21 protein-coding genes and 1 tRNA gene are annotated in these 23,203 nt (G+C 47.0%); 4 read left to right on the top strand and 18 right to left on the bottom strand.

Going from position 1 to position 23,203, the window contains the following annotated elements:
• Positions 1 to 267: 267 nt before the first annotated feature.
• The 13 genes from SGRA_RS12440 to SGRA_RS12375 all read right to left on the bottom strand — a co-directional run bounded on the left by SGRA_RS12440 (position 268) and on the right by SGRA_RS12375 (position 15,806).
• On the bottom strand, positions 268 to 1,296 hold the full coding sequence (locus SGRA_RS12440; RefSeq protein ID WP_015693069.1) for a hypothetical protein: 1,029 nt from the start codon (positions 1,294 to 1,296) through the stop codon (positions 268 to 270).
• Positions 1,297 to 1,356: 60 nt separating this feature from the next.
• A complete protein-coding gene (locus SGRA_RS12435) occupies positions 1,357 to 2,121 on the bottom strand; it encodes an alpha/beta fold hydrolase (protein WP_015693068.1) in 765 nt (254 codons plus the stop codon).
• Positions 2,111 to 3,229, bottom strand: a complete 1,119-nt coding sequence (locus SGRA_RS12430) for a hypothetical protein (protein WP_015693067.1) — start codon at positions 3,227 to 3,229, stop codon at positions 2,111 to 2,113. The genes SGRA_RS12435 and SGRA_RS12430 overlap by 11 nt, the downstream gene beginning before the upstream one ends.
• A 6-nt stretch (positions 3,230 to 3,235) precedes the next feature.
• Complete coding sequence (locus SGRA_RS12425; protein ID WP_015693066.1) at positions 3,236 to 5,677, bottom strand: SLBB domain-containing protein; 2,442 nt, start codon at positions 5,675 to 5,677, stop codon at positions 3,236 to 3,238.
• 530 nt (positions 5,678 to 6,207) lie between these two features.
• Positions 6,208 to 6,281 (bottom strand) — tRNA-Ala (locus tag SGRA_RS12420).
• Positions 6,282 to 6,609: 328 nt separating this feature from the next.
• The gene (locus SGRA_RS12415) at positions 6,610 to 8,283 is read right to left on the bottom strand and encodes a hypothetical protein (protein WP_015693064.1); all 1,674 of its coding nucleotides are present in this window, start codon (positions 8,281 to 8,283) and stop codon (positions 6,610 to 6,612) included.
• Complete coding sequence (locus SGRA_RS12410; protein WP_015693063.1) at positions 8,280 to 8,849, bottom strand: hypothetical protein; 570 nt, start codon at positions 8,847 to 8,849, stop codon at positions 8,280 to 8,282. The genes SGRA_RS12415 and SGRA_RS12410 overlap by 4 nt, the downstream gene beginning before the upstream one ends.
• The gene (locus SGRA_RS12405) at positions 8,849 to 9,805 is read right to left on the bottom strand and encodes a hypothetical protein (RefSeq protein ID WP_015693062.1); all 957 of its coding nucleotides are present in this window, start codon (positions 9,803 to 9,805) and stop codon (positions 8,849 to 8,851) included. The genes SGRA_RS12410 and SGRA_RS12405 overlap by 1 nt, the downstream gene beginning before the upstream one ends.
• A gap of 2 nt (positions 9,806 to 9,807) precedes the next feature.
• Entirely contained in the window at positions 9,808 to 10,614 is an 807-nt protein-coding gene (locus tag SGRA_RS12400; protein WP_015693061.1) for a hypothetical protein, read from the bottom strand.
• A gap of 3 nt (positions 10,615 to 10,617) precedes the next feature.
• The gene (locus SGRA_RS12395; protein WP_015693060.1) at positions 10,618 to 11,577 is read right to left on the bottom strand and encodes a hypothetical protein; all 960 of its coding nucleotides are present in this window, start codon (positions 11,575 to 11,577) and stop codon (positions 10,618 to 10,620) included.
• A gap of 276 nt (positions 11,578 to 11,853) precedes the next feature.
• Complete coding sequence (locus SGRA_RS21915; RefSeq protein WP_270100803.1) at positions 11,854 to 12,156, bottom strand: DUF1573 domain-containing protein; 303 nt, start codon at positions 12,154 to 12,156, stop codon at positions 11,854 to 11,856.
• Between the two features lie 56 nt (positions 12,157 to 12,212).
• Positions 12,213 to 14,498, bottom strand: coding sequence for an OmpA family protein (locus SGRA_RS12385; RefSeq protein ID WP_015693058.1), 2,286 nt, complete (start codon positions 14,496 to 14,498; stop codon positions 12,213 to 12,215).
• A gap of 234 nt (positions 14,499 to 14,732) precedes the next feature.
• On the bottom strand, positions 14,733 to 15,806 hold the full coding sequence (locus SGRA_RS12375; protein WP_015693056.1) for a PorP/SprF family type IX secretion system membrane protein: 1,074 nt from the start codon (positions 15,804 to 15,806) through the stop codon (positions 14,733 to 14,735).
• A 207-nt stretch (positions 15,807 to 16,013) separates the two neighbouring features.
• Between SGRA_RS12375 and SGRA_RS12370 the strand changes: the two genes are divergently transcribed.
• The 4 genes from SGRA_RS12370 (at position 16,014) to rpmF (ending at position 19,585) form a co-directional block, all read left to right on the top strand.
• Complete coding sequence (locus SGRA_RS12370) at positions 16,014 to 16,763, top strand: hypothetical protein (protein ID WP_015693055.1); 750 nt, start codon at positions 16,014 to 16,016, stop codon at positions 16,761 to 16,763.
• A gap of 334 nt (positions 16,764 to 17,097) precedes the next feature.
• A complete protein-coding gene (dnaB, locus tag SGRA_RS12365; RefSeq protein ID WP_015693053.1) occupies positions 17,098 to 18,630 on the top strand; it encodes a replicative DNA helicase in 1,533 nt (510 codons plus the stop codon).
• 143 nt (positions 18,631 to 18,773) lie between these two features.
• Positions 18,774 to 19,304 (top strand): YceD family protein, encoded by a 531-nt coding sequence (locus SGRA_RS12360; protein WP_015693052.1) that lies wholly within the window; start codon positions 18,774 to 18,776, stop codon positions 19,302 to 19,304.
• Positions 19,305 to 19,354: 50 nt separating this feature from the next.
• Positions 19,355 to 19,585, top strand: coding sequence for a 50S ribosomal protein L32 (rpmF, locus tag SGRA_RS12355; RefSeq protein WP_002659500.1), 231 nt, complete (start codon positions 19,355 to 19,357; stop codon positions 19,583 to 19,585).
• 135 nt (positions 19,586 to 19,720) lie between these two features.
• Here the strand turns inward: rpmF and SGRA_RS12350 are convergent, their stop codons facing one another.
• From SGRA_RS12350 to SGRA_RS12330, 5 genes are read right to left on the bottom strand one after another with little or no spacing between them, the layout of a single operon-like run.
• A complete protein-coding gene (locus SGRA_RS12350) occupies positions 19,721 to 20,644 on the bottom strand; it encodes a lytic transglycosylase domain-containing protein (protein ID WP_015693051.1) in 924 nt (307 codons plus the stop codon).
• Position 20,645: 1 nt separating this feature from the next.
• Positions 20,646 to 21,164 (bottom strand): DUF2480 family protein, encoded by a 519-nt coding sequence (locus tag SGRA_RS12345; RefSeq protein ID WP_015693050.1) that lies wholly within the window; start codon positions 21,162 to 21,164, stop codon positions 20,646 to 20,648.
• Entirely contained in the window at positions 21,161 to 21,349 is a 189-nt protein-coding gene (locus SGRA_RS24330; protein WP_015693049.1) for a hypothetical protein, read from the bottom strand. Before SGRA_RS24330 ends, SGRA_RS12345 begins: the two co-directional genes overlap by 4 nt.
• Position 21,350: 1 nt before the next feature.
• Positions 21,351 to 22,289: a ribosome small subunit-dependent GTPase A gene (gene rsgA / locus SGRA_RS12335; protein ID WP_015693048.1), complete on the bottom strand. Its 939-nt coding sequence runs from the start codon at positions 22,287 to 22,289 to the stop codon at positions 21,351 to 21,353.
• A 39-nt stretch (positions 22,290 to 22,328) separates the two neighbouring features.
• Complete coding sequence (locus tag SGRA_RS12330) at positions 22,329 to 23,081, bottom strand: phosphoglycerol geranylgeranyltransferase (protein ID WP_041329649.1); 753 nt, start codon at positions 23,079 to 23,081, stop codon at positions 22,329 to 22,331.
• Positions 23,082 to 23,203: the final 122 nt, after the last annotated feature.

Here is a 23,203-nt window from a genome sequence, read left to right as displayed (position 1 = left end):
AATAAGGGGGTATAGATTAGGCGGGGAAGGAGTTAATTGTATGAGGGTTTCAACCCTCATACGTATATCATTGCGGAGCAATACCAACCGTTGCCTGGCTGTAGGTTTCAACCTACAGGCCCAGATAGCAGGCCCGAAGGGCCGCAGGCCTAGCGATGCGAAAGGGGGCGGCGAAGCCGCAGACCGAGGAGCCGAAGGCGACGAAGGGCCGAGCAGAGCTGCGAGCCCTGAAGCGTAGCGCCGACGACCGAAGGGAGGCGGAGGCCCCTAATCCTCCTCTTCCTCCTTAATGGCTTGATATTGAATAGCCAGCAGCAGTAATTGGGCCTTAAAATCTTCGAGTAGTAGGGCTAATTTTGGGGTATGCGGACTTAATTGGGGCCAGCTATCAAAATAGGCATAAAGCGCTTGAGGATCGAGGTAGCTGCTCAGTCGACTGTTTATATTTAGGGGTTCTTCGGCTAGGGTTTGGGCCAGTAAATCATTGCATTTGGCGATCAGGCTCTCGAAAAGCTGGTTGTCTGTTGGGGCCTGTATACTGGCGCAGAGGCCATCGATAAAATAAGGGCTTTGGAGGAAAAAATGCAGATAAGTGGGGAGATGATAATAGCGCTCTAGGGGCAATATTCCGCTTTCCTCCTGTTCAAAAAGCTGTTTTGCATCTTGCCAGAGTACTCTATTGAGAGCATCGGGCAAGTCATCTTGTTGTAAAAAGCGGTCTTGTAGTTCCAGAATAGGCGCCGACCATTTTTTCTCTCGCAGGCCGCCAATGATTTCTTGCCAATCCTCCTCATTCAGCTCCTTATCCAGCCAGAGCTCCCAATCGACATTTGGGCTTTGCAGATAATAGAAATAGCGTTGGGGTTGGGCTTTTATCCAATCGAGGCCATAGGTACTTGCCAGCACAGCGGCGGCGATCAGGCTGCCGGTCCACCAAGGCGAGAGCGGGACATAATAGATGAGGAAGCCCCAGCCGATAAAGGCGGCAAAGAGGGCCAGATGCAGCCAGGGAGAGGGGGAATAAGCCAATAATTTTCGCCATTCTCCAATTTGGCCCAAAATAAACACTGAGCTAATAGAATAGGCTAGTGTCCAGCGCCAATTCCAGTAGAGCAAGGCCAGCGGCAGGGCGAGGGCCAGCAAAAGGGGAATCAGCTTAATCAGCAGATAAAAAAGGAAATCGACAAGGCGAGGAAATGAAGGCATAGGCAAAAAAAAGGGCCCTAGGACCAAAAACCTAGGGCTCACACACAACACATCTGATAAATCAGATGACTCTTCTGTCTGAAAAAACATAATTAAAATTGCTGCAAACACCTTAATAGATGTTGGGAAGCAAAAAAGAGGTGTGTGGAGCTAAAAAAAATGATTAAAAATTTCGTTCAGTTGGTCTGGCGCTTCTAAAAAGCCCATATGGCCAATTTGCGGAATCGTTTTGCACTGCCAATTGGGAGACAGTTGTTCTTGGGCTTGGGCGGCAGAAAAAGCGGGGGGAATCACCTCATCGAGTTCGCCAATCAGGGCCAGTACGGGGCCTTCATATTGGGCCAAAACAGCAGAACGATCGGGTCGAGACCACATCGCTTTGAGGGCGGCCAGTACGCCTTGGGCGCTATGTCCGCTTTGTTCTTGCAAAAAGGCTTGGACCAATTTTGTTTTACGGAGTTCTGCGGGAAAAAGTTGGGGAATCAGTTGTTGGAGGTAAGTGGCTACCCCATATTTCTCAATAAAAGCGGCTGATTTTTTTCGTTTGGCCTGTTTGGCGGGGGGATCGGCAAAGGGGTGGCTATGCAGCAGGCAGAGTCTTTCAATAGCTTGGGGGCGTTTTTCGAGCATCGCCAGGGCCAGATAACCGCCCATAGAATGGCCCAAAAGGCTAATTTCTTCTACCTTCAAATCGTCTAGCCATTGCCAGAGGATCTCGGCCAATTGGCCGAGATCCTCTGCTGCCCCTACTGATTGGCCAAAGCCGGGCAGGTCGGGCAGCAACTGCCGATACTTTTGGCCCAATTGCTCTTGAAAGGGAGCAAAAATGCGGTGATCCTCACAAAAGCCGTGTAGATAGACTAAAACGGGGCCCTTTTCTTGGCCAGTCTCTTGATAAAAAAGCTTAGGCATCATCTTCCGTTGGATGTTCTTTTTTGGCGGCTTGCTGGGCCTTTAAAAACTTCATTAAATCTTTGGCTCCTTGTATACCTAGAACGAGAGAGGTCCCTAAGAAAAAGCCTAAAAAGAGGCCAATAAATAGGAACAGGCGGGGGTTGGGTCGTTCGGCATAGAGTGGATAAAGTGGGCGGTCGATGACCTGCAGCAAGGGAGTTTGTTGTTCTAGGGCCAATTTGGCCGTTTCTACATTTTTGATGGCCAGAAAATAGCCCTCCATTTCGCCAGAGAGTTTTCGGGCCAAATACTGGGTACGGATACTTTCGGCATAGCGGCCTTGAGCGGTAGCATTATGTTGGTTGAGGTATTTGATATAATCCTCTTCGGCCTGGTCCATTTCCTGTTCTAGCGAATCTCTACGGCTGCGGGCGGCCTCAAAGATTCGGCGTTGTTTTTCTACCGACTGGTTGCTATAGTAAGTATTGAGTTTGTCGTAGAGCAGATTGATAAAATCATGAGAGAGGACCTCTGAATTGCTCACAAAGCGAATATTCAGAATTTCGGAGGGGCTAAGCTCTTGGGTCAGCTGTTGTTGGATTCGGCCCACAGCTGCTTGTAAGACCACATTTTCTTGGCGACTAAAGGTCTCAAATTTTTTATGCTTAAAATAAACATTTGCTAGCGCTCGCTCTTCTTCTGCCCATTGTTTCCGCATACCTTGTAGCTCTAGATAATGGTGGATCATAAAGTCCTTCTTAGGGCCTTCGGGGTATATCATTTCGACCTCTTCAAAGAGGGCCATTTGCAAAAGGCGGCGGGTAGATAGCAACTCTTGCAAGCGGCCCATATTTCCAGAGGCCAATTCAGAGCTTCCACCTAGGCCTGCAAAAAGGCCTCCGCCTAGCACCTGCTGTAGGTAGCCTTGGTCGGCTCCGCCTCCTTCATTCATGCTAAAAGAGAGGCGGGCGACATATCGGGTAGGGAGTTTTGCTTTAGACTGATAGAGATAATAGCCCAAGGCGGCTGCTAAAATTAGCACCAGCCAAGACCATTTTAGCCAAAGCCAAGCATAGCGCTTAAGTTGTTTCTGTATATTTTCAGCCGTCAGCAACTGAGAAAGATCCATAGTCACTTAGTTGTTTAGGGCTCGGATAGCGAGCAAGAGGGTCAAGGTAGAAGAAGTAATGGCTACTCCATTTTGGATGATACGGTTCCATTCGATAGGCTCTCGTTTCTTCTTAGGAATATTTTGTTTGTCGGTTTTGGTTTTGGTGTCTACATACACCATAGCGCCCTTGGTCACTTTGGGGTAGCATTTAAAGAAGAAATAGTTGCGTGTTTTCTTCACGGCACCAGAGGGGTAGCGAACATAGACCAGGCGTTTGCGGCCACCATTGGCTCGGTCAATTCCCCCAGCATATTCTTTAAGGTAATAATTGGCTCGTTTACCTTTATGAAAAGGCACATTGATACGGTCGGGCTTAATTTTTCGGCTAATGGCTTCTTCGGCCTGAATTTCTTCTCTTTCGATCTTATTCTCAGTTTTTAGCAACTTCAACTTCAGTTCGATTTCGGCAATTTCCGATTTATTTTTCACCTCGGGGTGGTTAATTCGGCCTGCGATGGCCACCAAATCTTTAACGACCGGAATAGAAAGTCGGTCGCCAGGGCGCAAAATATAATTAAAGCGAGAATCCGGATTATTCACCACATCTTTAAGGTCTAGGACCACAAAGCCTTCACCTTGACGAATCAAGCGAGCCCCTTCTAGAAAAGCCAGAGGGGTGGTCCCTCCTGCTCTAGCCAAGAGGTCGGCAATCCGTTCGCCATTATCTTGCAAGGTATAGGCGCCAGGGTAAGCAATTTCCCCTTGGATGCTTACATTTTGGGGGAGCTTATAATTTTTGGCTAGACGGACAAAAATTTGGTCTTGGGGTTCTAGGGTCAGGCCTTCGGCCCCAACCACCTCTAGGTCTTCATTGATATCATAGCTCATCAGCTCTACCTTAGAGCTTCCATCAGCTTGAGGGACCAATCTAGAGATTTCTAGAATAGAGTTGGCCGCTTCTTTTTCGATGCCATTAGCCAGATAGAGCAGATCGGCTAGAGTGAGGCTATCACTATGGGCGTAGGCTCCTGATTTGCGCACGGCGCCATAAATTTGCACCTGATACTCATCTACAAATTCCGATTTGAATTTTACCTCAATTTTATCCAGGGCCCGCAAAGCGATATTAGCCTCTTCTTGGCCCGCCAAAATGCTATCAATGCTTACATCGATGTATTCAATGGAGAAATCGGGACGAAGGCGGCGCACATAAATTTTTTCTTTAACCGCAGAGAGCATAATGCCCGACTTCTGCAAGACTTCTAGGATACGGGTCCCCGCCCCCAATTCGTATTCTCCAGGCAGCTTTACCGCCCCTTCTACGGTCACATAATTAGAGTAGGCCTCAGAAATGGGCGAAAGCTCAATAATATCCCCATTCATCAAAGGGAAGTTCTCTCCATTGGCTATAATTTTGGCCAAATTCACATCAATAATTCGCTCTTCATCATTGGCGTAGCGCTTAATCTGAATATTGCGCAAATAGGCATCTGCCTTTACTCCCCCCGCAAAGGCCAAGGCCTCTAGGAGTTGTTCGCCCTCTAGTAATTCGTAGTCAAAAGGGCGCTTCACAGATCCTCGGACCTCCACTACTTTTTCGGCTAGGGGCACAAAAATATAGTCGTTATTGTCTAAGAAAAATTCCTCAGAAACATTGGGGTCGCTTGCAAACTTATAGACATCTAGCTGTCTGGTCGGGTGATCGCTACTAATCACTTTGATCCGACGGACGCTACCAATCTGCGAGGGGCCGCCAGAAGCTACTAGGGCATTAAAGGCCGTGTTGGTGGCCGGAATAGTATAGCTTCCTGGGCTAAATACCTCTCCCGTAATATTGACCGTAATACTTCTAGAGTAATTCAGTTGCACATCATAATTAGAGCCTTTCATATTCATATGCCGAGAAAGCCGCTGATAAATAGCATCTCGCACATCTTTAAATTTCATGCCCTTGATGTACAATCTGGGCACCAACAAATCGGGAATAGAGAGGTCGATATAGCCATTGTCATTTACGCTCACGCTTTTACTAAAATCTACGGCTCCCCAAACGGTCACTTCAATTTCATCGCCAGAGGCCACCCGATAGCTTTCTATCGCTCTCTGGTTTTTGGAGCGATCAAAGAGTTTGATACTTTGGTCTCTAAAAAACTGCTGTCCCCAAATTTTGGGTTCGGGCAATTCTTCTTGGCGTTTGCGGGCCAAAATATCTTTTTCTTCTTCTTTTTTGCGCTGCGCTTTCCGCTCCTCTTCAATTTGCTCCTTTACTTTTTGCTCCTCGGCATTCATTTCACTAGCCTTAGGATCTACTTTGGGCGCTTCTATGGTTCCGCCATTTCCATTTCCACTGGGATCTACTTGGCCCGGATCAATAACGGGAGGCACAATAGGGGGAATTTGAGCCTGTAGATTTAGGGCAAACAGGCTACAACAAATCAGGATAAACAAGCTAATCTGCTCTCGCATACTGGTCAAAAGGTTTGATTTTACTTAGAATTGCTAAGGTACAAGTTTTCTATTAAGTGACTATTATTTTTTTGGGGCCTCCTGCCTACGGCAGGCGCTACGTTTCGCAGCTCGCAGGTCTGCTCGGCCCTTCGCCGCTTGCAGCGGCTTGGTCTGGCCCTACGGGCCACTGCTGCACATCGCTAGGCCGACCCGCTCTTGGCTTTTTTCTTTGGCTCTAACGAAAAAAAGCCCGCTATAGCGGGCTTTTAGAGGCTCTTTTTTTTCATTTTTTGTTTGTAGGCCAACTCCTTAATCAGGCTGGGCCGACAATTAAACTCTAGGCGCTGGCTAATCGGCCGAGTGTTCTTCTCTTTCCTAAGGGCCCGAAGGATCCAAGAAGAAAGTAGATATATAGGCTTTTTTGTCCGCTTTTTGTCCATAACTTTAGTCTTAGTTATTTAACTAAGTTACTGATTTTCTGTTATAAAGCAGCTGCTTTTGGACAAAAAGCAAAAAAAAAGAGACCAACAAAATTGTTGGTCTCTTTGTGGAGAATATCGGAGTCGAACCGATGACCTCTTGCATGCCATGCAAGCGCTCTAGCCAGCTGAGCTAATCCCCCATTCAACTTAACATTGCATTCCTTTGAGTGCGTTGCAAATATAAGACGGCTTTTTTATTTTGCCAAACTTTTTCTAGCTAAAAAATGAGATTTTTTAGCCACATTCTTCTTTTTGTTTGATTGTCAAAAGTTTAGCTAGGCTTTTTTTTTAGCGCAGCCTTTCCGTTTGCGGCGGGCAGGCCCAGCGCTGCGGAGCGGGTGGCCGAAGGCCAGACCAAGTTTTTTGAGCGCAGCGAAAAAAACGCAGGGCCGAGCAGACCTGCGAGCCCCGCAGCATAGCGGCGGCCGAGCTAGGCGAAGCCTAGCTGGCCGCGGGCCCCAAAACCCTCTAATTATTATTCGCTTCTTCTTCCGTTAGATCTACTTCAGGCAAATGCTTGTACATAAAATTCAGGGCATTTTTATACATAATCCGATCGACCAATTCCTCGGCAGAAAAACTATACATAAAAGTTTGAATATCTTCGGCGGTATAGAGGCCTTCAATATCCTGGGGGTTTTCAAAAAATGCGATCAGGTCGCGATAAAGCTGCTCCATATCATCGGAGCTATCATAGACCTCTAGGGGGCGGGCGTACATATCGAAAGAGGAAGAAATGCTGATCATTTCCCAGGCATCGATAGATTGGGCTACATAAATAAAGCGGCAAATATTGGCCACAATGGCCTCTACGGCTACGGCTCTTCGGTTGGCGGAGCCGGGCACGGTAGAATTATATCGGGTTTGGAAGGCCTTGCCCATCAGGCGGTCTCTATCTAGAGAAATGCCCACCAGGCCCTTTGATTTGACGATTGCCTTAATATCTTGGCGGCACAAATTGGCTTGGCGATTATTGAAAAAAGACTGTTGATTTTTGACCGGTTCATCGCTTCCGCTATAGGCATTATCTTTATAAGAAAGGCCGCTGATGCCCACATTGAGGGCTAGGGCGGGGATGGTATCTTTTCGGAAGCGTTCTTCTTTGAGGTAGCTATAGAACCAGAGGCGGCCGTCTAGGCTCATATCGGCTACATCGACTAAGATGCGGCGGCCCACCTTTTTGTCGAGTAGGCGGCGACAGACCCATTGGCCCAGTTCGGTAAAGCCTTTACCGAGGCTATTTTGTTCGCCAAAAACCTCTTCTTGGGCGCTATTAAATCTGGAGACCTTGCCCACGATACCATCTTCAAAATAATTGCCGAAGCTAATGGAAAAAATCGGAACACTGAGGTACTCCCCTGTTTTTTGGCGGATGGGCAAAATGCCTTTGAGTTGGTTGACACTATTGAGGACCAGCTGGCCAAACTCTTGTCGGCCCAAGATTTCCAGATTTGTTTCTCCGCTTTCTTCATCGGGGCGCAGGGCAAAGAGGTCGCTAAACACATGGCCGCCACGCAGGCTGTAGGTCAGGCCAATTTCGTTGGGATGGCTCATCACGCTATCGAGATCGGCCTTAGTTCTGATCATGCGGCACTTATAATTGCCCCAGGGCGTAGCGTAAGGCAAAGGGGAGTCGAAAGAGCTTTCGCCGTAGAGTTCGCTACGGGCGTAGGCGATATCTCGGCTCAGGTCCTCGATATAGAGAAAATGGCTTTGTTGAAAATCTTTTTCGGCCAGGGTGCAGCCCGTCAGGCATTCGAAGAGCTCCTTACTAATTCCGGGGCGAAAATACTCGGAGGCCATCAGTTGTCTTTCGATGGGTTGGATCACCTGATTAGAGATTTTGACGCCTCCTTTGACCAGATTGAGCAGACTAGCCTGTGATTGTTTGGGCACGCCCAAAAAGGCATTATCTAGCTCAAAGGGCAATTCGATTTCGCAATTATGTTCGATGGTTTTCCAGGGATTCTTTCGGTATCCGCTTTTAGAGGATTCGGCAGCTTTTTTCATAGAGGCCACCGTCATATCGATAGTATAATAGCGTTTAGGGGCTTGTTCTTTATCCTCTTTTGTTTGGGCTGTCAGGTTATTGGCACAGAGGCAGGCCCAAAGCAATAAAAAAATAGATTGGGGATAATTCATATGTTCATTTTTTGCAGCCGTTCAGTAATTTGCTGAAGATAATAGCGCCGCAGTGGTTCTAAATAAAGCTGCCCCCAGGGGCTAAAAAACAAGAGTTCTTCTAGAAAATGATATTGCAGTTTCAGCCAGGCTGTATCGCTATATTGCCTTTGGTTTTCTAGTTGCCATTCTGTTCGGAGCAATTCTCCACGGCTCCAGAAATGGCTACTCAAGCTATAGGAAATATCGGCATCTTTTAGGTAGGCGCCTAAAATTGTCTTTGGTTTTTGGCCCAATTGGGTCGCTTCAATGGCTAGACAAATTTCTTGAATTTGTTTTTGCTTAAAGCCCCATTTGGGCAGCTGTTTTTGCCCCCAGGCTATGGCTATAGCCTCATGTCCTTGGGCCGATTGTTCGTAGCCTAAATCGTGGATATAGGCGGCTGGAATCAGGATTTCGGGAGCAATATGCAGGGCGGCCACAGCGGCCACAACGCCTTTGGTATGGGCCAAATTATGGTAGCAAAGGCTGCTTCTTTGTTGTTGCAGCTGCTGTTGGCAGGCTGTAATTAGGGAGGGCAATTGCATTAGCGGAGCGATAATTTTTGGAAGCCCACCTTAAGGCCTCTATTATAGAGTTGCAGGCTATACTCTCCCTTTTCAAAGGTCCATTTACTGCCTACTGCGGGGCTCCAACTAATACAAAGGTCCTCTTTATCGGGATAATACTCAAAGCTTTTTACGATGGTATAAGGCAATTTATTACCTTCTGCATCGGAGAAATAGCCGCCGCCCATTTTTTCTTCGACAATAATATGGCCATTGGGATCTACAATTTGCATATAAAACTTATTGGGGCCGGGCTGCACCACCTCATTTTTTACCATCTTAAAGCAGGCCTGAAAAAACTCTGCTCGTTTTCGGCGGTTGGTGGCCTTGGTTTCTCCCCCTCTAGTCAGTTTGGCCGCAATAAACTCTAAATTAGAGATCCGGAGGATAGCGCCTTTATCGAGTTGTTTATTGAGCTCTTCGGTGGTTGCTTTTAGGTTGGCAGCTTTTTGGGCCAAAGAGTCTTTTAGATCTTGTTCTTGCTCATAGAGTTTTCGGTATTCGCTGCGTTCCTCTACTAGTTGGGCATTTTGCCGACGCAATTCGGCCAAATCTAGGGTTTGTTCATCTACAAAAGCTCTCAGCTTTTTGAGTTCTTCTTGTAGGGCCTCTACTTGGCTAGCTAATTTGCGCGCATTATTTTTCTGCTGATCAGCCTGGGCCAAAAGGTTTTTAATCTTTAGGTACTGCTTATCTAGCTCGGCCTCTTTATCTAGAAGGGCGGGATAGAGGCTATCGGCCTTTTCTCGATAAAAAGCCAGCTCGCTTTGCAAGGCTGTATATAAACTATCTGTTTCCTTGGCGATTTCGCCTACATTCATCTTTGGCTCCTCCGATGAACAGCTCAGCAATAGGCCTAGGCCACATCCTAATAAAATACGCTTGACTCCTAACATTTTAAATAAATTGATCTCGTTTAATTTTTTGATTTGCAAATTTACAAAATTTGGAAGAAGTCGAAACGCTGCCCATGCATCATTACTTTATTTCCTCGAATATAATCTTTTAGGGGACGGCCCCAGGGCACCCAAGCCGCAGAAGGCTGCGGTTTATAGCCCTTGGCTAGGCCCCAGCCTAGACTATAGACATAAATCTCTTGGCCGGCCAGCCGATAATGCCGAACAGAGAAGGGTTTCCAGGCCTGAAAAAAGTTGAGGCGCTCTTCTGCGGCCAGTTTGCCCATTTCTCTATAATTGAGTCGAGTGAGGTTTTCAAACTTACTCAAAACGGGCCCTGGAAAATGAGCTTTGGCTCCCTTCTGGCCTGGCAAGGCCGCCCAAAGGGCCAAACTATCGGCCTCTAGTTGCATTTGGCCACAACTGCGGTCATAATCACAAATGGCCTCTTCCAATAGCTGGGCGGGCTGAAAAAAAGGCAGCTCCTCAGCCAAATCTTGGGCCTTTTCAAAATGAGGGGCCAGATACGCTTGATAATCTTCATCGGCCAAATCGACCCAAGCAATATGCTTATACTGCTCTAATTGGTCCACCTTCTGCCCTTTTTTCAATTTGAGCTGCCCCTTCCAGCGAGTCTGCCCCAAATTTTTGCTTCGCCCCATGGGCTGAAAATTGGGCAAACTGCCCGCAGCCCCACTCACATAGCGCTCCAGTTCTAGCTCTAACCAAATGAGCTCTCCCGAACTGCTGCCCAATAAAAATAGACTATACTGATAGGCATAGCTACAAGCAGCTAGCTCTTTGCCGGCAAAGAAAACAAAGAGCAATAGGATCCATAATTTCTTCATCTGCTACCAAAAATTTGAGCCCTGCCGAGGCTTCCAGCCCTTGGGCCGAGCTCTATATTCTATAATAATTTTACTATCTATCCCCTCTGACTTATTTCGGTCTCGCTGATAAATTAGGCGGCCAGAACGATTATATTTTAAGATAGACACCGAAATCCGCTTTTTCTTCTTAGACGATAACACCTTTTTTACCCGCTTCAGCTCCCCATTTCGCCAATAGCTATAGCGGCTGGTTAATCGAGGGGTTTCTGGCTTTTCTTCTCCATCTGGAAAATAACGGGTGGTGGTATAATCTAAGCGGCCTTTTTTATCATAAAAAAAGTATTCTTCTTCTACAATCAAGCGATCGCGGTTACGACTAGCCGTTTTTAACAAAAAAGAGTCTGGAGAAAACAAAAAGTCTACCTGCTTTTGCAAACCATCGGCCTTGCTATAAAAAATGGCCTTATCTAGGCTGCCATCGGCCTTATAAAAAAGTGTGTCCCATTTTTCATCCCAATCATAGCGCCTAAACACCTTAGATAATTGTTTGCGGGCATTATAAGAAAACAGCAGACTATCGGTGCTGCAGTTATCTCCCCAATACCAAATTTCCATTTTCCTGCGGCCATCAGGATGAAAGAGAAAAACGGCACTATCCACCACCTCCCCTTTTTGCTGAAAGATGTTAATTTCTTTGGTCGAGTCGGGATAAAAAGCCACAATTTTCGACTCTAAACTAGCGTCTGGCTTAAAAAACAAATTGAGGGAGCGGCGGCCTTGTTCATTATACTCTTCTCTCGAAAATAAATACTTCTCCTTAAACTTTGAGTCCTTAGAAGTATTGATGACATAGGTCTCTTTCAGGCGAATATTTGTTACTTCTTGCGGGGCCAATTTTAGGCCCAAATAAGCATAGGCATCTACTTGTGCCTGCAAGGGAGCGGCAACTAAAAGCGCAAAAAGCAATACAATTTGATTCATAGTTTTTTTCTTTTGGGGCCTCCTGCCTACGGCAGGCGCTACGTTCGGCAGCTCGCAGGTCTGCTCGGCCCTTCACCGCTTTCAGCGGCTCGGTCTGGCCCTGCGGGCCACTGCCTTCCATCGGTTACTCCCTTTGGTCGTCGAACTGCGGCCTAAAGGCCTTGTTGTGGCCTGCGGCCCCTCCGGGCCTGCAAGACGCAAAACAAGCTGGCCCTAAACATAAAAAAACCCCTAAACGCAAACTAGTCGTTTAGGGGTTTTCAGCTAACTGAAAAGCTATTTTACAATATCTGCGCTAATATAGTACAGCAGAAGGTCACCTTCTACATTTCCATAAAGCTCTACAGCAGATTCGTAGCCTTTTTTAATATCGGCCTTAGAAGAGTCAAACTTAATTTTGACATAGCCTTTTTGGCCCGGGGCAATGGCTTTGCGGCTCCATGAAGTAGGCTCCGTACAGCTGCATCCGCCTTGCACAAACTCAATCTTCAAGTCTTCGGTCCCAGTATTGACAAATTCAATAGTCGCTTCCTTAACTTCTCCATATTTGAGTTCTCCCAGCTTTAGTTCTGGCTCAATAAACTTTACTGTTGTCTTCGGCCGCTTATTCTCTTGAATAGGAGCTGCCGATTCAGTTAGTTTTTTTTTTCTGTTTCTACAGCGCCAACATTACCTTCAATAATCTTGAACTCTACACGACGGTTGAGCTGACGACCTTCAGGGTTATCGCTACCATCTTCGTTTTCGTTGGGTGCAACAGGCTCCGCTTCACCAAAACCTTTAGAGATCAAGCGCTCAGCAGCAATGCCTTTTTCTACTAGGTAGTCAATGGCTGCTTTAGAACGACGCTTAGAAAGACGATCGTTATAGCTATCAGAACCAACAGCATCGGTAAAACCACGTACTTCTACTACCATTTCGGGGTAGTCAGTCATTACTTCAGCAATGCGGTCCAAGGTATCGGCTGCGCCAGTACGGATATTCGACTTATTAAAGTCGAACAATACATTTACAAACAAGGGAGGAGGAGCCAAATACAATTTGTGCATCTCTTTAGCCTCAGTAGCTTTTACGGTCTTAAAGTCGCCAATATAGCCTTCTAGACGAGCTTTGATTTTGTACTCTTTGTTGTTGTCCAAGATAAAGCTAAACTGATTGCCATCAGTCATTGTTTTTTCCTCAACCAACTTATCACCATCATAAACCATTACGGTTACGCCATTCAAAGGAGCTTTGCTGTTGCGGTCAAAGGTTTGCACCATCAAGCCAGCTTCTTTCAAGGTAGTGGTTTCTTCCCATTCCATAGGGCCAGAAACGCTACCAAAGCGATTTTCTAGAGCGGGGCGGCGAGTATCTGCAGAAGTGCTAGAGCCAGCTTCCCAGCCTTCTTTGCTAGCCACTACTTCATACTCTTTACCTTGTTCTAGAGGAAATACAAATTTGTTATTCTCTGTATTGGTTTGTTCGGCAACTACTTCACCAGTTTCTTTGTCTACAATTTTCACCGTAGCACCTACTACTTCTTCTCCTGTTTTATCATCAGTTACCTTAACGATTAGATCAACATCACAACGTTCGGGCATCAAGATAGAGAAGATATCATCGGTAGAAGTTTGGCTTTGTACAGCTCCGCTACTTCCTTCACGGTTAGAGATCAGGTAGCCAAAGCAATCATCGCGGCCTTCGCGAGTCACGATGAAACCAAATTCATCTACGCTAGTATTAAAGCCAGGTCCCATATTTTCTACAGCAGACCAATTTCCTGCTTCATTGCGCTCTGTTTGGAAAAGGTCGATACCGCCCATACCGGGGTGGCCATTAGAAGCAAAATAGAGACGGTTATCGCGCTCATCAAAGAAGGGGTGGCTTTCGTCACCTACCGTATTTACGGCTTCTAGGTTGAGGGGCGTGCGAGTAGTTCCGTCGGCATTGATTTCTGCATACCAGATATCGAAGCCCCCTTTACCGCCGGGCATATTAGAAGCGAAGAAAAGTACTTCTTGGCCATCTAGCATACCGACTGCGGGGTTTTTGCAGCTATATTCTCCGTCATTAAAATCAAGAGCAGTAGGCTCAGTAACATTAGTACCGTCATAGCCTGCGCCATAAATCTTACTATTTTGAAGGAGGTTACCTACCAACTGTGCTTTAGCGAAGAAAAAGCGGTTCATATCCTTATTAAAGGTAGGGTTAACCACATGAAAACCTTCAGCGGCTAGTGTAGAAGCGCTAAAGGGCTCTACTTTTTCCCATTTTTCGCCATCTTCTGCTTTTTCGGCCACAAAGATACGAGTAAACTTAGCTTCTTCTTCCGCATCTTCCAAAACGATAATGCTATCGCCACGGAGGGCAGAGAAGACAATTTTATTACGGCCAATAGGGTAAGCGTAATTCTCCATAAGTGGAGAGTTGATAGTTTTATCTAGGGGCTTAATAATGAGTTCCTCTTTAGGAGAAGTCATAGTTTGGGCCCATTTGGCTCCTGCGATTTCCACATCGGCCAAAGTTTTCATGCGGTCGACATCTTCGCCATTGTATTTGCTTTTGAAGCTTTCAAAGGCGGGAATACAATCGCTGTACTTGCCGGCTAGCTTTAGGCTTTGGGCATAGTACCAGCCAGCCATAGGCATAAAGTTTTCCTTATCGAGTTCGATGAGCTGCTGAAATTCTTTTTCGGCAGAAGTATAATCGCGAAGGAGGAAATAGGTGTAGGCTACGTCATAATTGGCCTTTACATCATTGGGTTTGCGTTCGCGGACCTGTTTGAAGTAATCCAAGGCGTTCCAAGTATCGTAGCGTTCGAGGTTACTAGAGGCAATTTCTTCTAGTTTTTCTGTGGGTTGGTTGTTGCCCACAGGTTGTCCCCAGACGAATGGCATGGCTAGTAAAACTAGCAAGGCCGATAGGAAATAGTTTTTCATTGCTATTTTTCTAAATTTTAAGGGAGATGCTTTTTAAAATATGCGGGCTGTTTGTTTGGGGGGCCGGAGAGCTTCCTTGGGCGGAGGCTTTTGGTGGAGCGGCCTAGCGATGCGGAGCGGGTGGCCCGCAGGGCCAGACCGAGGCGCTTTAGCGCCGAAGGGCCGAGCGAATAGCGAGCCCCGTAGCGTAGCGCCGCAGCTTTGCTGCGGAGGCCCCAAAACAGCAGAACAGCATTAGAAACGAGGGTTAAAGAGAATTTCTTTGACCACAGGAGTTCTGTAAATTTTGGCAATATAAGTAAGGCCCAATTCGAAGCCTTGGCCACGAAGATTGCTACCGCTGTAGTTGCTATTAGACAAGCCAGAGAGGTTGAAGTCATAGGCTACGCCAAAAGAAAGGCCGCGGTATTCTAGACCGAGGCGAGCAAAGGCAGCATCAGAAAGGCGGTAACCAGCACCTGCCAATAGATTAAAGTCCTTAGTGTCATTGAAGTGGATAGCGGCAAGGGCCTGCAAGTTGGCCTCAAAGGCCTTATCCATATACTGAACAAAAGCCATCGGGCGAACAGACAACTTGCGCGTTAGGCTAATATTAGAGCGAACACTACCGATAATATTAGAAGGCAGCTTATAGACATCATTGGTGATCGTCAATTCGGGTGAGTTGAGGTGGTTATACGCCACTCCCGCCTCGATATTCCAGCCAGCAGCCACATGAGAAAGCATCAAACCGGCCGAGAAATCCATTCCGCTAGCGGTTCCGCTGGCAAAAGTTTCGGGCGTTCCGCCAGTAATATCATTCTCAAAAGTATAGTCGCTAGCATCGCCAACCGACTGTTGCAGGATACCTCCTTTAAAGCCAAAAGAGAGGCGAGTATTGCCTCTAGCGCCAAGTCCAGCATGAAAAGCTAGGGCCAATTCTGCTTTTAGGGTCGACAAATAAGAAACTTGGTCGTTATAGAAGTTGATTCCCGCACCAAACCAATGTTTGGGAGCGCCAAATTTGTCTTTGCCCTTAATGCCAATAATTGGGGCATCAATAAAAGCAGAGGGCGTTTTGTAGCCCGAAAAAGAAGTGGGATAGGCATTGCCTGTAGCGCCCTGGGGAAGCAGACTGTTGGTGCCCAAACCTTGCCATTGGCTACGGTAGATCCCTCCCACGCGGAAGGTCCCCTCGTAGAAGCCCGTATAGGCAGGGTTGAGGTTCACTGGCGACATGTCGAACATACTAAAGTGAACGTCCTGCGCCTGCAGTTGCCCCCAGCTTGCGAGGATGCAAAAAAGGAGTATAGGTTTTAAAATTTTCATCTGACTGATAATTTTGTACAATGTTAATGCTTCAGAGTTTTCGCTTTCTTTTGGCCCAGTCAAGGCTACTGGAGCCGGAATAATTATTTAGCGTTAAATATAGTTATTTTTTAACTAAACTAAGTACTCCTAAAGGGCTTAACTCTTTGGCTTAAATGCTTTAAAATAATCTGCCCCAAAAGAAGGGGGCCCCAAAATTATAGGTTTATGCGCGTAAAATTAGCATTTTTTCTCTTTCTCTTTTCTTTTTTCCTCCTAAGCTGCCAAAGTTCTACGAAAAAACAGGACTTATCAAAAGTTAAGCTTTTGCCCCTGCCTGCTTTGGCCCTCGATCAAGACAGCAGCATCCAAATGCGTGGCTTCAATTACCAAAATGGCCGCCTCAGCATGATTGTCCAGAACCTTTTGTTGGGCCAAGCCGTTGATAGCCTGCGAAAAAGAGGGCAAAAGTATATTCCTCTAGGGCTGCACCTGCATTTGGTGCTCAACGATAGCCTGCATGCCGCCCAAAATGACCGCAATTTCCAAATTGATATTCCCGATGGCCCCCAGCTTTTTAAGGCCTTCCTCTCGGCCCCCAACGGCCAAGTGATTCGCGCCCCACAGGCCTTCGTTTGCCGAGATATAGAAATCCTCAAGCAATCGGTCCGAAAAAGCATCCCCAACCGCCAAGCCCAAATTGCCTACGCCAGCCCGCTCGGCCAATTTAGCCCCCAAGAAAGCCAAAATGTAATTGTCGATTTTTATCGCTATAATTGCGAAATTGGCCCCAAAAATTATCAGGTCCTGCTCGAGCTCGACCAAAAACGAAGCTGGTGGATCCAAAACTGGCAGGCCCATAGCCTCCAAAACCTCCCCCCAGGCCCACACCAAATTCAACTCAGCCTCTACAATGCCCAAAAAGAAAAAGTGTATGGCCCTATCGCTGAAGAAATTCTAATTCTAGAAGAAGAATAATTTGGGGCTGCCCACTCGCTTCGCTCGGGTCGGGCCATTGCGCAGCTCGCTGCTCGCTCGGCCCTGCGGCGCAAAGCGCCTTGGTCTGCCGCCTGCGGCGGCCCTGCTACAGCCCCTCAGCCTGCGGCGGCTCCGCCGCCTGTCCCCTCCAAAAAAAATATTGGCCAGAAAAAGCCCCAAAAGCCCATTTTATGGCCCCCAAAAAAGGAGTTCCAAAGAACAAATTTTTTATTCCCTTTTTTTCTTAGCAAATTTGCCCTCCGCAAATCAGACAAGCACCACCAATTAAGACCTCATCTAATTGATATACAATTATTTGAAAGACTCGCCTGCTATGAATTTTAATAAGACTGACCAAAAGAAAAATCTCAAGAGCTTCAAGCAAGCCCAAGGCAATAACGCCTTTGGCAAAGTGCAACCCCAAGCCCCCGCCCTCGAAGAGGCCGTCTTGGGCGCACTCATGCTCGATAAAGATGCCCTGGCCATCGTCATCGATATCCTTTCTCCAGAAAGCTTCTATGTCGAACGCCACCAACATATTTATAAGGCCATCTGCAAACTCTTTGAAGATAGTAATCCCGTCGATTTGCTGACCGTGACCGAAGAACTCCGCAAAATGGGCAAACTAGAGGCCGTAGGCGGCCCCTACCAATTGGTAGAACTGACCAACCGCGTGGCCTCTTCCGCCAACGTAGAATATCACGCCCGCATCATTTCCCAAAAGTTTATCCAAAGAGAACTCATTCGGGTGTCTACAGAAACCATCAATGAGGCCTATGAAGATACCGCCGATGTTTTTGACCTTCTCGATAAGGCCGAACAAGGCCTCTTTGGCATTACCGAACAAAACCTCAGCCGAGGCTCTATGGGGATGAGTACCCTGGTCAATATGGCCATCAAACAATTTGAAGAGCTATCGGAAAAAGAAGATGGACTGACCGGGGTGCCTTCTGGCTTTACCGCCCTCGACCGAGTGACCTCTGGCTGGCAACCCAGTGATTTGGTCATCGTTGCCGCCCGTCCCGGTATGGGTAAAACCAGTTTCACCCTAGCCGTGGCCAAAAATGCCGCCGCACAGTTTAGCTCGGGGGTCGCCTTTTTCTCTTTAGAGATGTCTAGCGTGCAGCTGGTCAATCGGATCATCTCTATGCAGACCCAAATCTCTTCAGAAAAACTCCGCAAGGGCCAACTCGAAGATTATGAGTGGCAACAACTCTATGCGCAGGTGGACCAATTGGGCAAAATGCCCATCTTTATTGATGATACCCCAGGGATTAGCATCTTTGAACTGCGCGCCAAATGCCGCCGCCTCAAAATGCAACACGATATCCAACTCGTTATTATCGATTACCTCCAACTAATGACCGCAGGCGGTGGCGATAAAAACGGAAACCGAGAACAAGAGATTTCAACCATCTCTCGTGGACTCAAGGCCCTGGCCAAAGAACTCAATGTGCCCGTTATCGCCCTCTCGCAGCTGAGCCGTGCCGTAGAAACCCGTGGCGGCTCCAAACGCCCCATGCTTTCCGACCTTCGGGAATCTGGTGCCATCGAACAAGATGCCGATATCGTGACCTTTATTTATCGCCCAGAATATTATGATATTCTAGAAGATGAAGAAGGTAACTCGCTTCAAAATATTGGCGAAATTATTATCGCCAAACACCGTAATGGTTCGCTAGAAACCGTTCGCCTGCGCTGGGATGGCCAATATGCTCTCTTCTCTAATTTGGAGGACCAAGACTTTAATGGCCTACAACAAGCTGGCGGCAATTTCCAACTCCCCTCCAACCTAGGCGGCGAACCTAGCCCCCTTTCCTCTAAAATGAATAATGATAATGGCAGCATAGATGATATCCCCTTCTAAAAAAGGGGAACTTCTTGCCCCTTTTTTTCCTTTTGAGGGTCTGCAGCAGCCTAAAAGACTGTTTTTTAATATCTAGGCTGTAAAAATTATTATTTTATTGAAAATTGCCTATTTTTGCAGGCGTTTCCAAAAAAAGCGGAGACATGAAACATCTTAGAGCCTACGCAATCAACTTTCTGAGTTTGGCCGATGGTCAACATCAATTTGATTATGAGCTCAATGAAAAGTTCTTAAGTGCCTTTGAGGATGCCCCTCTAGATCAGGCCCAAGTCGTAGTTAAACTGCAAATGCTCAAAAAGCAGCAGTTTATGCAGCTTGACTTTCAGCTTTCTGGCCATGTTCCGGCCCAATGCGACCTTTGTGGACAAGATTTTGACTTGCCCATTGCGCTAGATGAGCAAATGATTGTTAAGTTTGTGCATGAATTGCCTGAATTGCCTGAGCCCGAGCTCATTTATCTGCAACATGGCGCTAGTCAGCTAGATTTGGCCAATACGCTCTATGAGTTGTTGGTGCTCGCCATTCCAATCCGAAAGGTCCACCCCGATGAGGGTTGCCCTGCCGAAATTTTGGATTTGCTGGACCAATACAGCCAACTTCCTGAAGAAGAGGAAGAGGAGGAAACTCCAAGTTCTTCTGTCTGGGATGCTCTCAAAGATTTAGACTTAGAATAACCCTTCACATTTATTATTGAAAAAATAGTACTTTATAAAATTCTGTAGAAATGGCACATCCTAAGAGTAGAATATCAAAACAGCGTAAGCGTAAGCGTCGTACCCACTATAAAATCGAGGCTCCTAACGTAATCGACTGCCAAAACTGTGGCGCTCCTAAATTGCCTCACCACGTTTGTGGCGAGTGTGGCTTTTACCGTGGCCGCCTTATGGTAGCTCCTAAGGTTAAAGAAGTAGCTGCTCCCGCAGTAGACTTTGGCAATGAAGGCCTAGACGATTAAGTCTATCCCCTTTTTGCTTTATATCTCAGGCTCTAGTTGCTCGGCAGCTAGAGCCTAAGCTATGTTGTTTTGGACCAAAACAAAAGCGCAGTTATCTAAATTGATAACTGCGCTTTTTTGACTTCAGCTCCTGCCCTACTGTTTGGGCAAGCGAACCGTATAGCTTTTTCGCTTGGCATTGGTCAATTTGCTACTGAGAATCCAAGGGTTATGCAATTTGAGGGTCCGATAACTCACGCCCTGCTCCTTACAAAAAGAAGCCCAGTTGGTTGGTCCATTAACGGTCACTAAACGATAATCGGGAAAGGCGGGATAAAGATCGTCCTGCTCATAGAAAAACCCATAGTTTTCTGGATTAGACAAAATACATTTGGTCGCAAAAATACGAGGCAAATAACGCATCGTTTCCGCAGGCAATTCCAACTCATAATAAGCCGTTCCGCCCTGCGCTCGCTGCCGCTCTTGCACTCTGCCCTCTCCACAATTGTAGGCTGCCGCAGCCAAGGTCCAACTGCCAAATTTGTTTTTTAAGCGCTTGAGCAACTTACAAGCGGCCTCCGTCACCAAATAGAAATTTAGACGCTCATCTACCTCCTTATTCACCTCCAAACCATACATACGAGCCGTAGCCGGCATAAACTGCCAAATCCCCTTGGCCCCAGCTGGCGAGGTCGCATTTAGCAAATTACTTTCGGTAACGGCCAAATACTTAAAATCATCGGGCACTCCATTTTTTTTGAGCACCTCCTCCATCATCGGAAAATAACGATTGGCCAATTTCATACTATGAATAGTGGCCGAATGTCGAAAACAAATCGACAATTGCTCTCGGTCAAAACGCTCCCGCATATCCATATCCTGAATAGGCACAGCCTCGCCAGCAAAACTCAATGAATCGGGAATCTTGGGCATTTGCACCTGCTGCACATGCTCTAAACGAGGGGCCTGAGGAGCCGCCTCGGGCTGGTCCTTGGGGTCCGTATAAGAGGTCAGGACCAAAAAGGCCAAAAAGGCAGTAGTGCCCAAGCTGTAAACCAATAAGGAGGATAGCGTTTTCATCTTATTTCTTCTTTTTTTGCTTATAAATCGGAACGGTCGAACAGGCTTCTCCAAACATAATGCTTTTGGCCACTGGCTGCAAAATCCGCGTGATTTCCATATAGGCCGCCACCGGCACCGGCTTATCACTACAGCCTTTAATCACCACGGGCTTGCCCTCAAAAGCGGCCAAATCTAGTTGGCCCAAAACAGCCTGATAATGCCCAGCCAAAAACTCTTCTTGGCTCCCAAAACGAACAGCCAAAGCATAGGGGGCCGCCAAACTGACCACCAACTGATAGGCCCAAGTTGGCACAATGGCATCCGCAGAACAACAAACCCGCAAGTTTTTGCCCGCATATTGGCTCCAATCCATCTCTTTGAGCGCCTGTCGAAAATCTTTCTCCCTCAAAATTAAGCCTTTAAAGAGATAATCTTTGATATCAAAGACCAAAATTTCGGCCTGCGGATAATAATCTTCCAAATTAAAGTTGATGAGGCTACTTTGAGCCACTCTATTGACTAGGGGTTGGTTTTTCATGTTCTTTTCTTCTTTTTTATATTTTTTTGGGGCTGCCCCGCCCTGCGGGCGGGTCGGGCTGTGTCAGGGCTCGCAGGTCTGCTCGGCCCTGCGCTTTTTTCGCTTTGCTCAAAAAGCTGGGTCTGGCCTTCGGCCACCCTTTTCCATCCCTCAGCCGGGGCGGCTTCGCCGCCTAACTGGCCCAATTTATAAATGTCGCTCCCAATGGTTTTGTTCTTGGATTTCCTCCATAATTGACAAATAGCTTTGGTAGCGCAGCTCATGTATTTCGCCTGTTTCTAGGCCTGCTTTTACGGCACAATGTGGCTCATTGATATGCAAGCAGTTATTGTATTTACAATTTTTAGAGGCCTCAAAAATTTCGGGAAAATTATGGGCCACATCTTGGGGCTCCAAATTGAGGAAGCCCAGCTCCTTGATGCCTGGAGTATCAATGATTTCGCCGCCCTGGGGCAAAGTAAATAGCTCGGCAAAAGTAGTGGTGTGCATCCCCTTTTGGGTATAATCCGAAACTTCTCCTGTTCTTAGGCCAAGGCCAGGAGCTAGGCTGTTAATCAAAGAAGACTTGCCCACTCCAGAGTGGCCCGAAAAAAGGCTGCGCTTATCTTTGAGCAACAATTGCAGTTCCTCTAGGCCCTCTCCAGTTTCTGCAGAAACCAAGCGAGTTTGGTAGCCTGCTCGGCCATACAAAATTTTGAGTCCCTCATACATTTCGAGGTCCCCCTCATCATAGAGGTCGGCCTTATTGAGAATAATATAAGTGGGAATAGAATAGGCTTCGGTAGTCAGCAAAAAGCGGTCAATAAAGCCCAGCTTCACATTGGGTTCTCGGAGCGTGACCACCAAAAGGGCTTGGTCCAAATTGCAGGCAATGAGGTGTTGGTGGTGCTTTTGGCGGGTAGAACGGCGGAGCACATAATTTTGGCGGGGCAAAATCTTGTGGATCATGCCTGTTTCTAGGCCTTTTTCCTGTTCAAAGAGGACCTCATCGCCTACGGCGACGGGATTGGTCAGTTTATAGCCTTTGAGCCTAAACTTTCCTTTGATTCGACAGTCATAAACTTTATGGTCGGGCGTTTGGACACGATACCAAGCGCCAGTAGATTTAATTACAGTTCCTTGCATAAAAGGCGTTAGATCTAAATTCTAAAAATTGGTCCATATTTAATGGCAGGCGGCCACCATTTCGGCCATGAGTTGGGGGGCTTTTTCTAGGGCATTGCCCACCACCACCAGATCGGCTCCAGCATGAATATTTTGGGCCACTTTTTCGGCAGTGCGGATGCCCCCGCCCACAATGAGCGGCAGCTCTATGGCAGAAGAAACCGCCTCGATCATTTGGCTAGAAATGGGCTGAAGGGCTCCAGAGCCGGCATCCATATAAATCAGTTTGAGGCCTAGAAGTTGGCCTGCTAGTGCGGTACAGATAGCAATATCTTCTTTATTGGCTGGAATGGGTTGGGTATTACTAATATAAGAAACCGAAGTGGGTTTTCCGCCATCAATGAGCATATAGCCTGTGGGTAGAATTTCTAGTGGGCTTTTGCGCAAATAGGCGGCGGCCTCTACATGTTGGCCAATCAGCAGATCGGGGTTACGGCCAGAAATGAGTGAAAGCAGCAGTAGGGCATCGGCATTATGGCTAATTTGGCGCAGCGAGCCGGGGAAAAGAAAAACGGGAATATCCGTCTGGCTTTTGAGCAGGGCCACCACCTCTTCTAGGGCATCATTGAGCAGCAAGCTTCCTCCCACAAAGAAATAATCTACACCAGCCCAAACCGCTCGTTCAATCGTTTCGTTCAATTCCTTCGTCTTAAGTTTATCGGGGTCGATAAGCAGGGCAAAGCCCTTTTGTTTTTGGGCCTTAGCCGCCAATAAATTTTGGTAAAGCGGAAAGTTCGCCAATCCTTTTAGCATAATCCTCGTTTAATCTTTGGGCGAAAGATAGTGAACTTTTGGCGACTGCCCCTAGCTTTTGGCTGAAGTTGTTGGCTTGGCCCTTGGGCATATTACAAAAGCGTACTTTTATGCTGCTATTG

The sequence above is a fragment of the Saprospira grandis str. Lewin genome (genome assembly GCF_000250635.1).
In the GTDB taxonomy this organism is placed as follows: Bacteria; Bacteroidota; Bacteroidia; order Chitinophagales; family Saprospiraceae; genus Saprospira; species Saprospira grandis.
The sequence above is the reverse complement of the archived record's forward strand: the minus strand, read 5'-3'. Positions and strand labels throughout refer to the sequence as shown.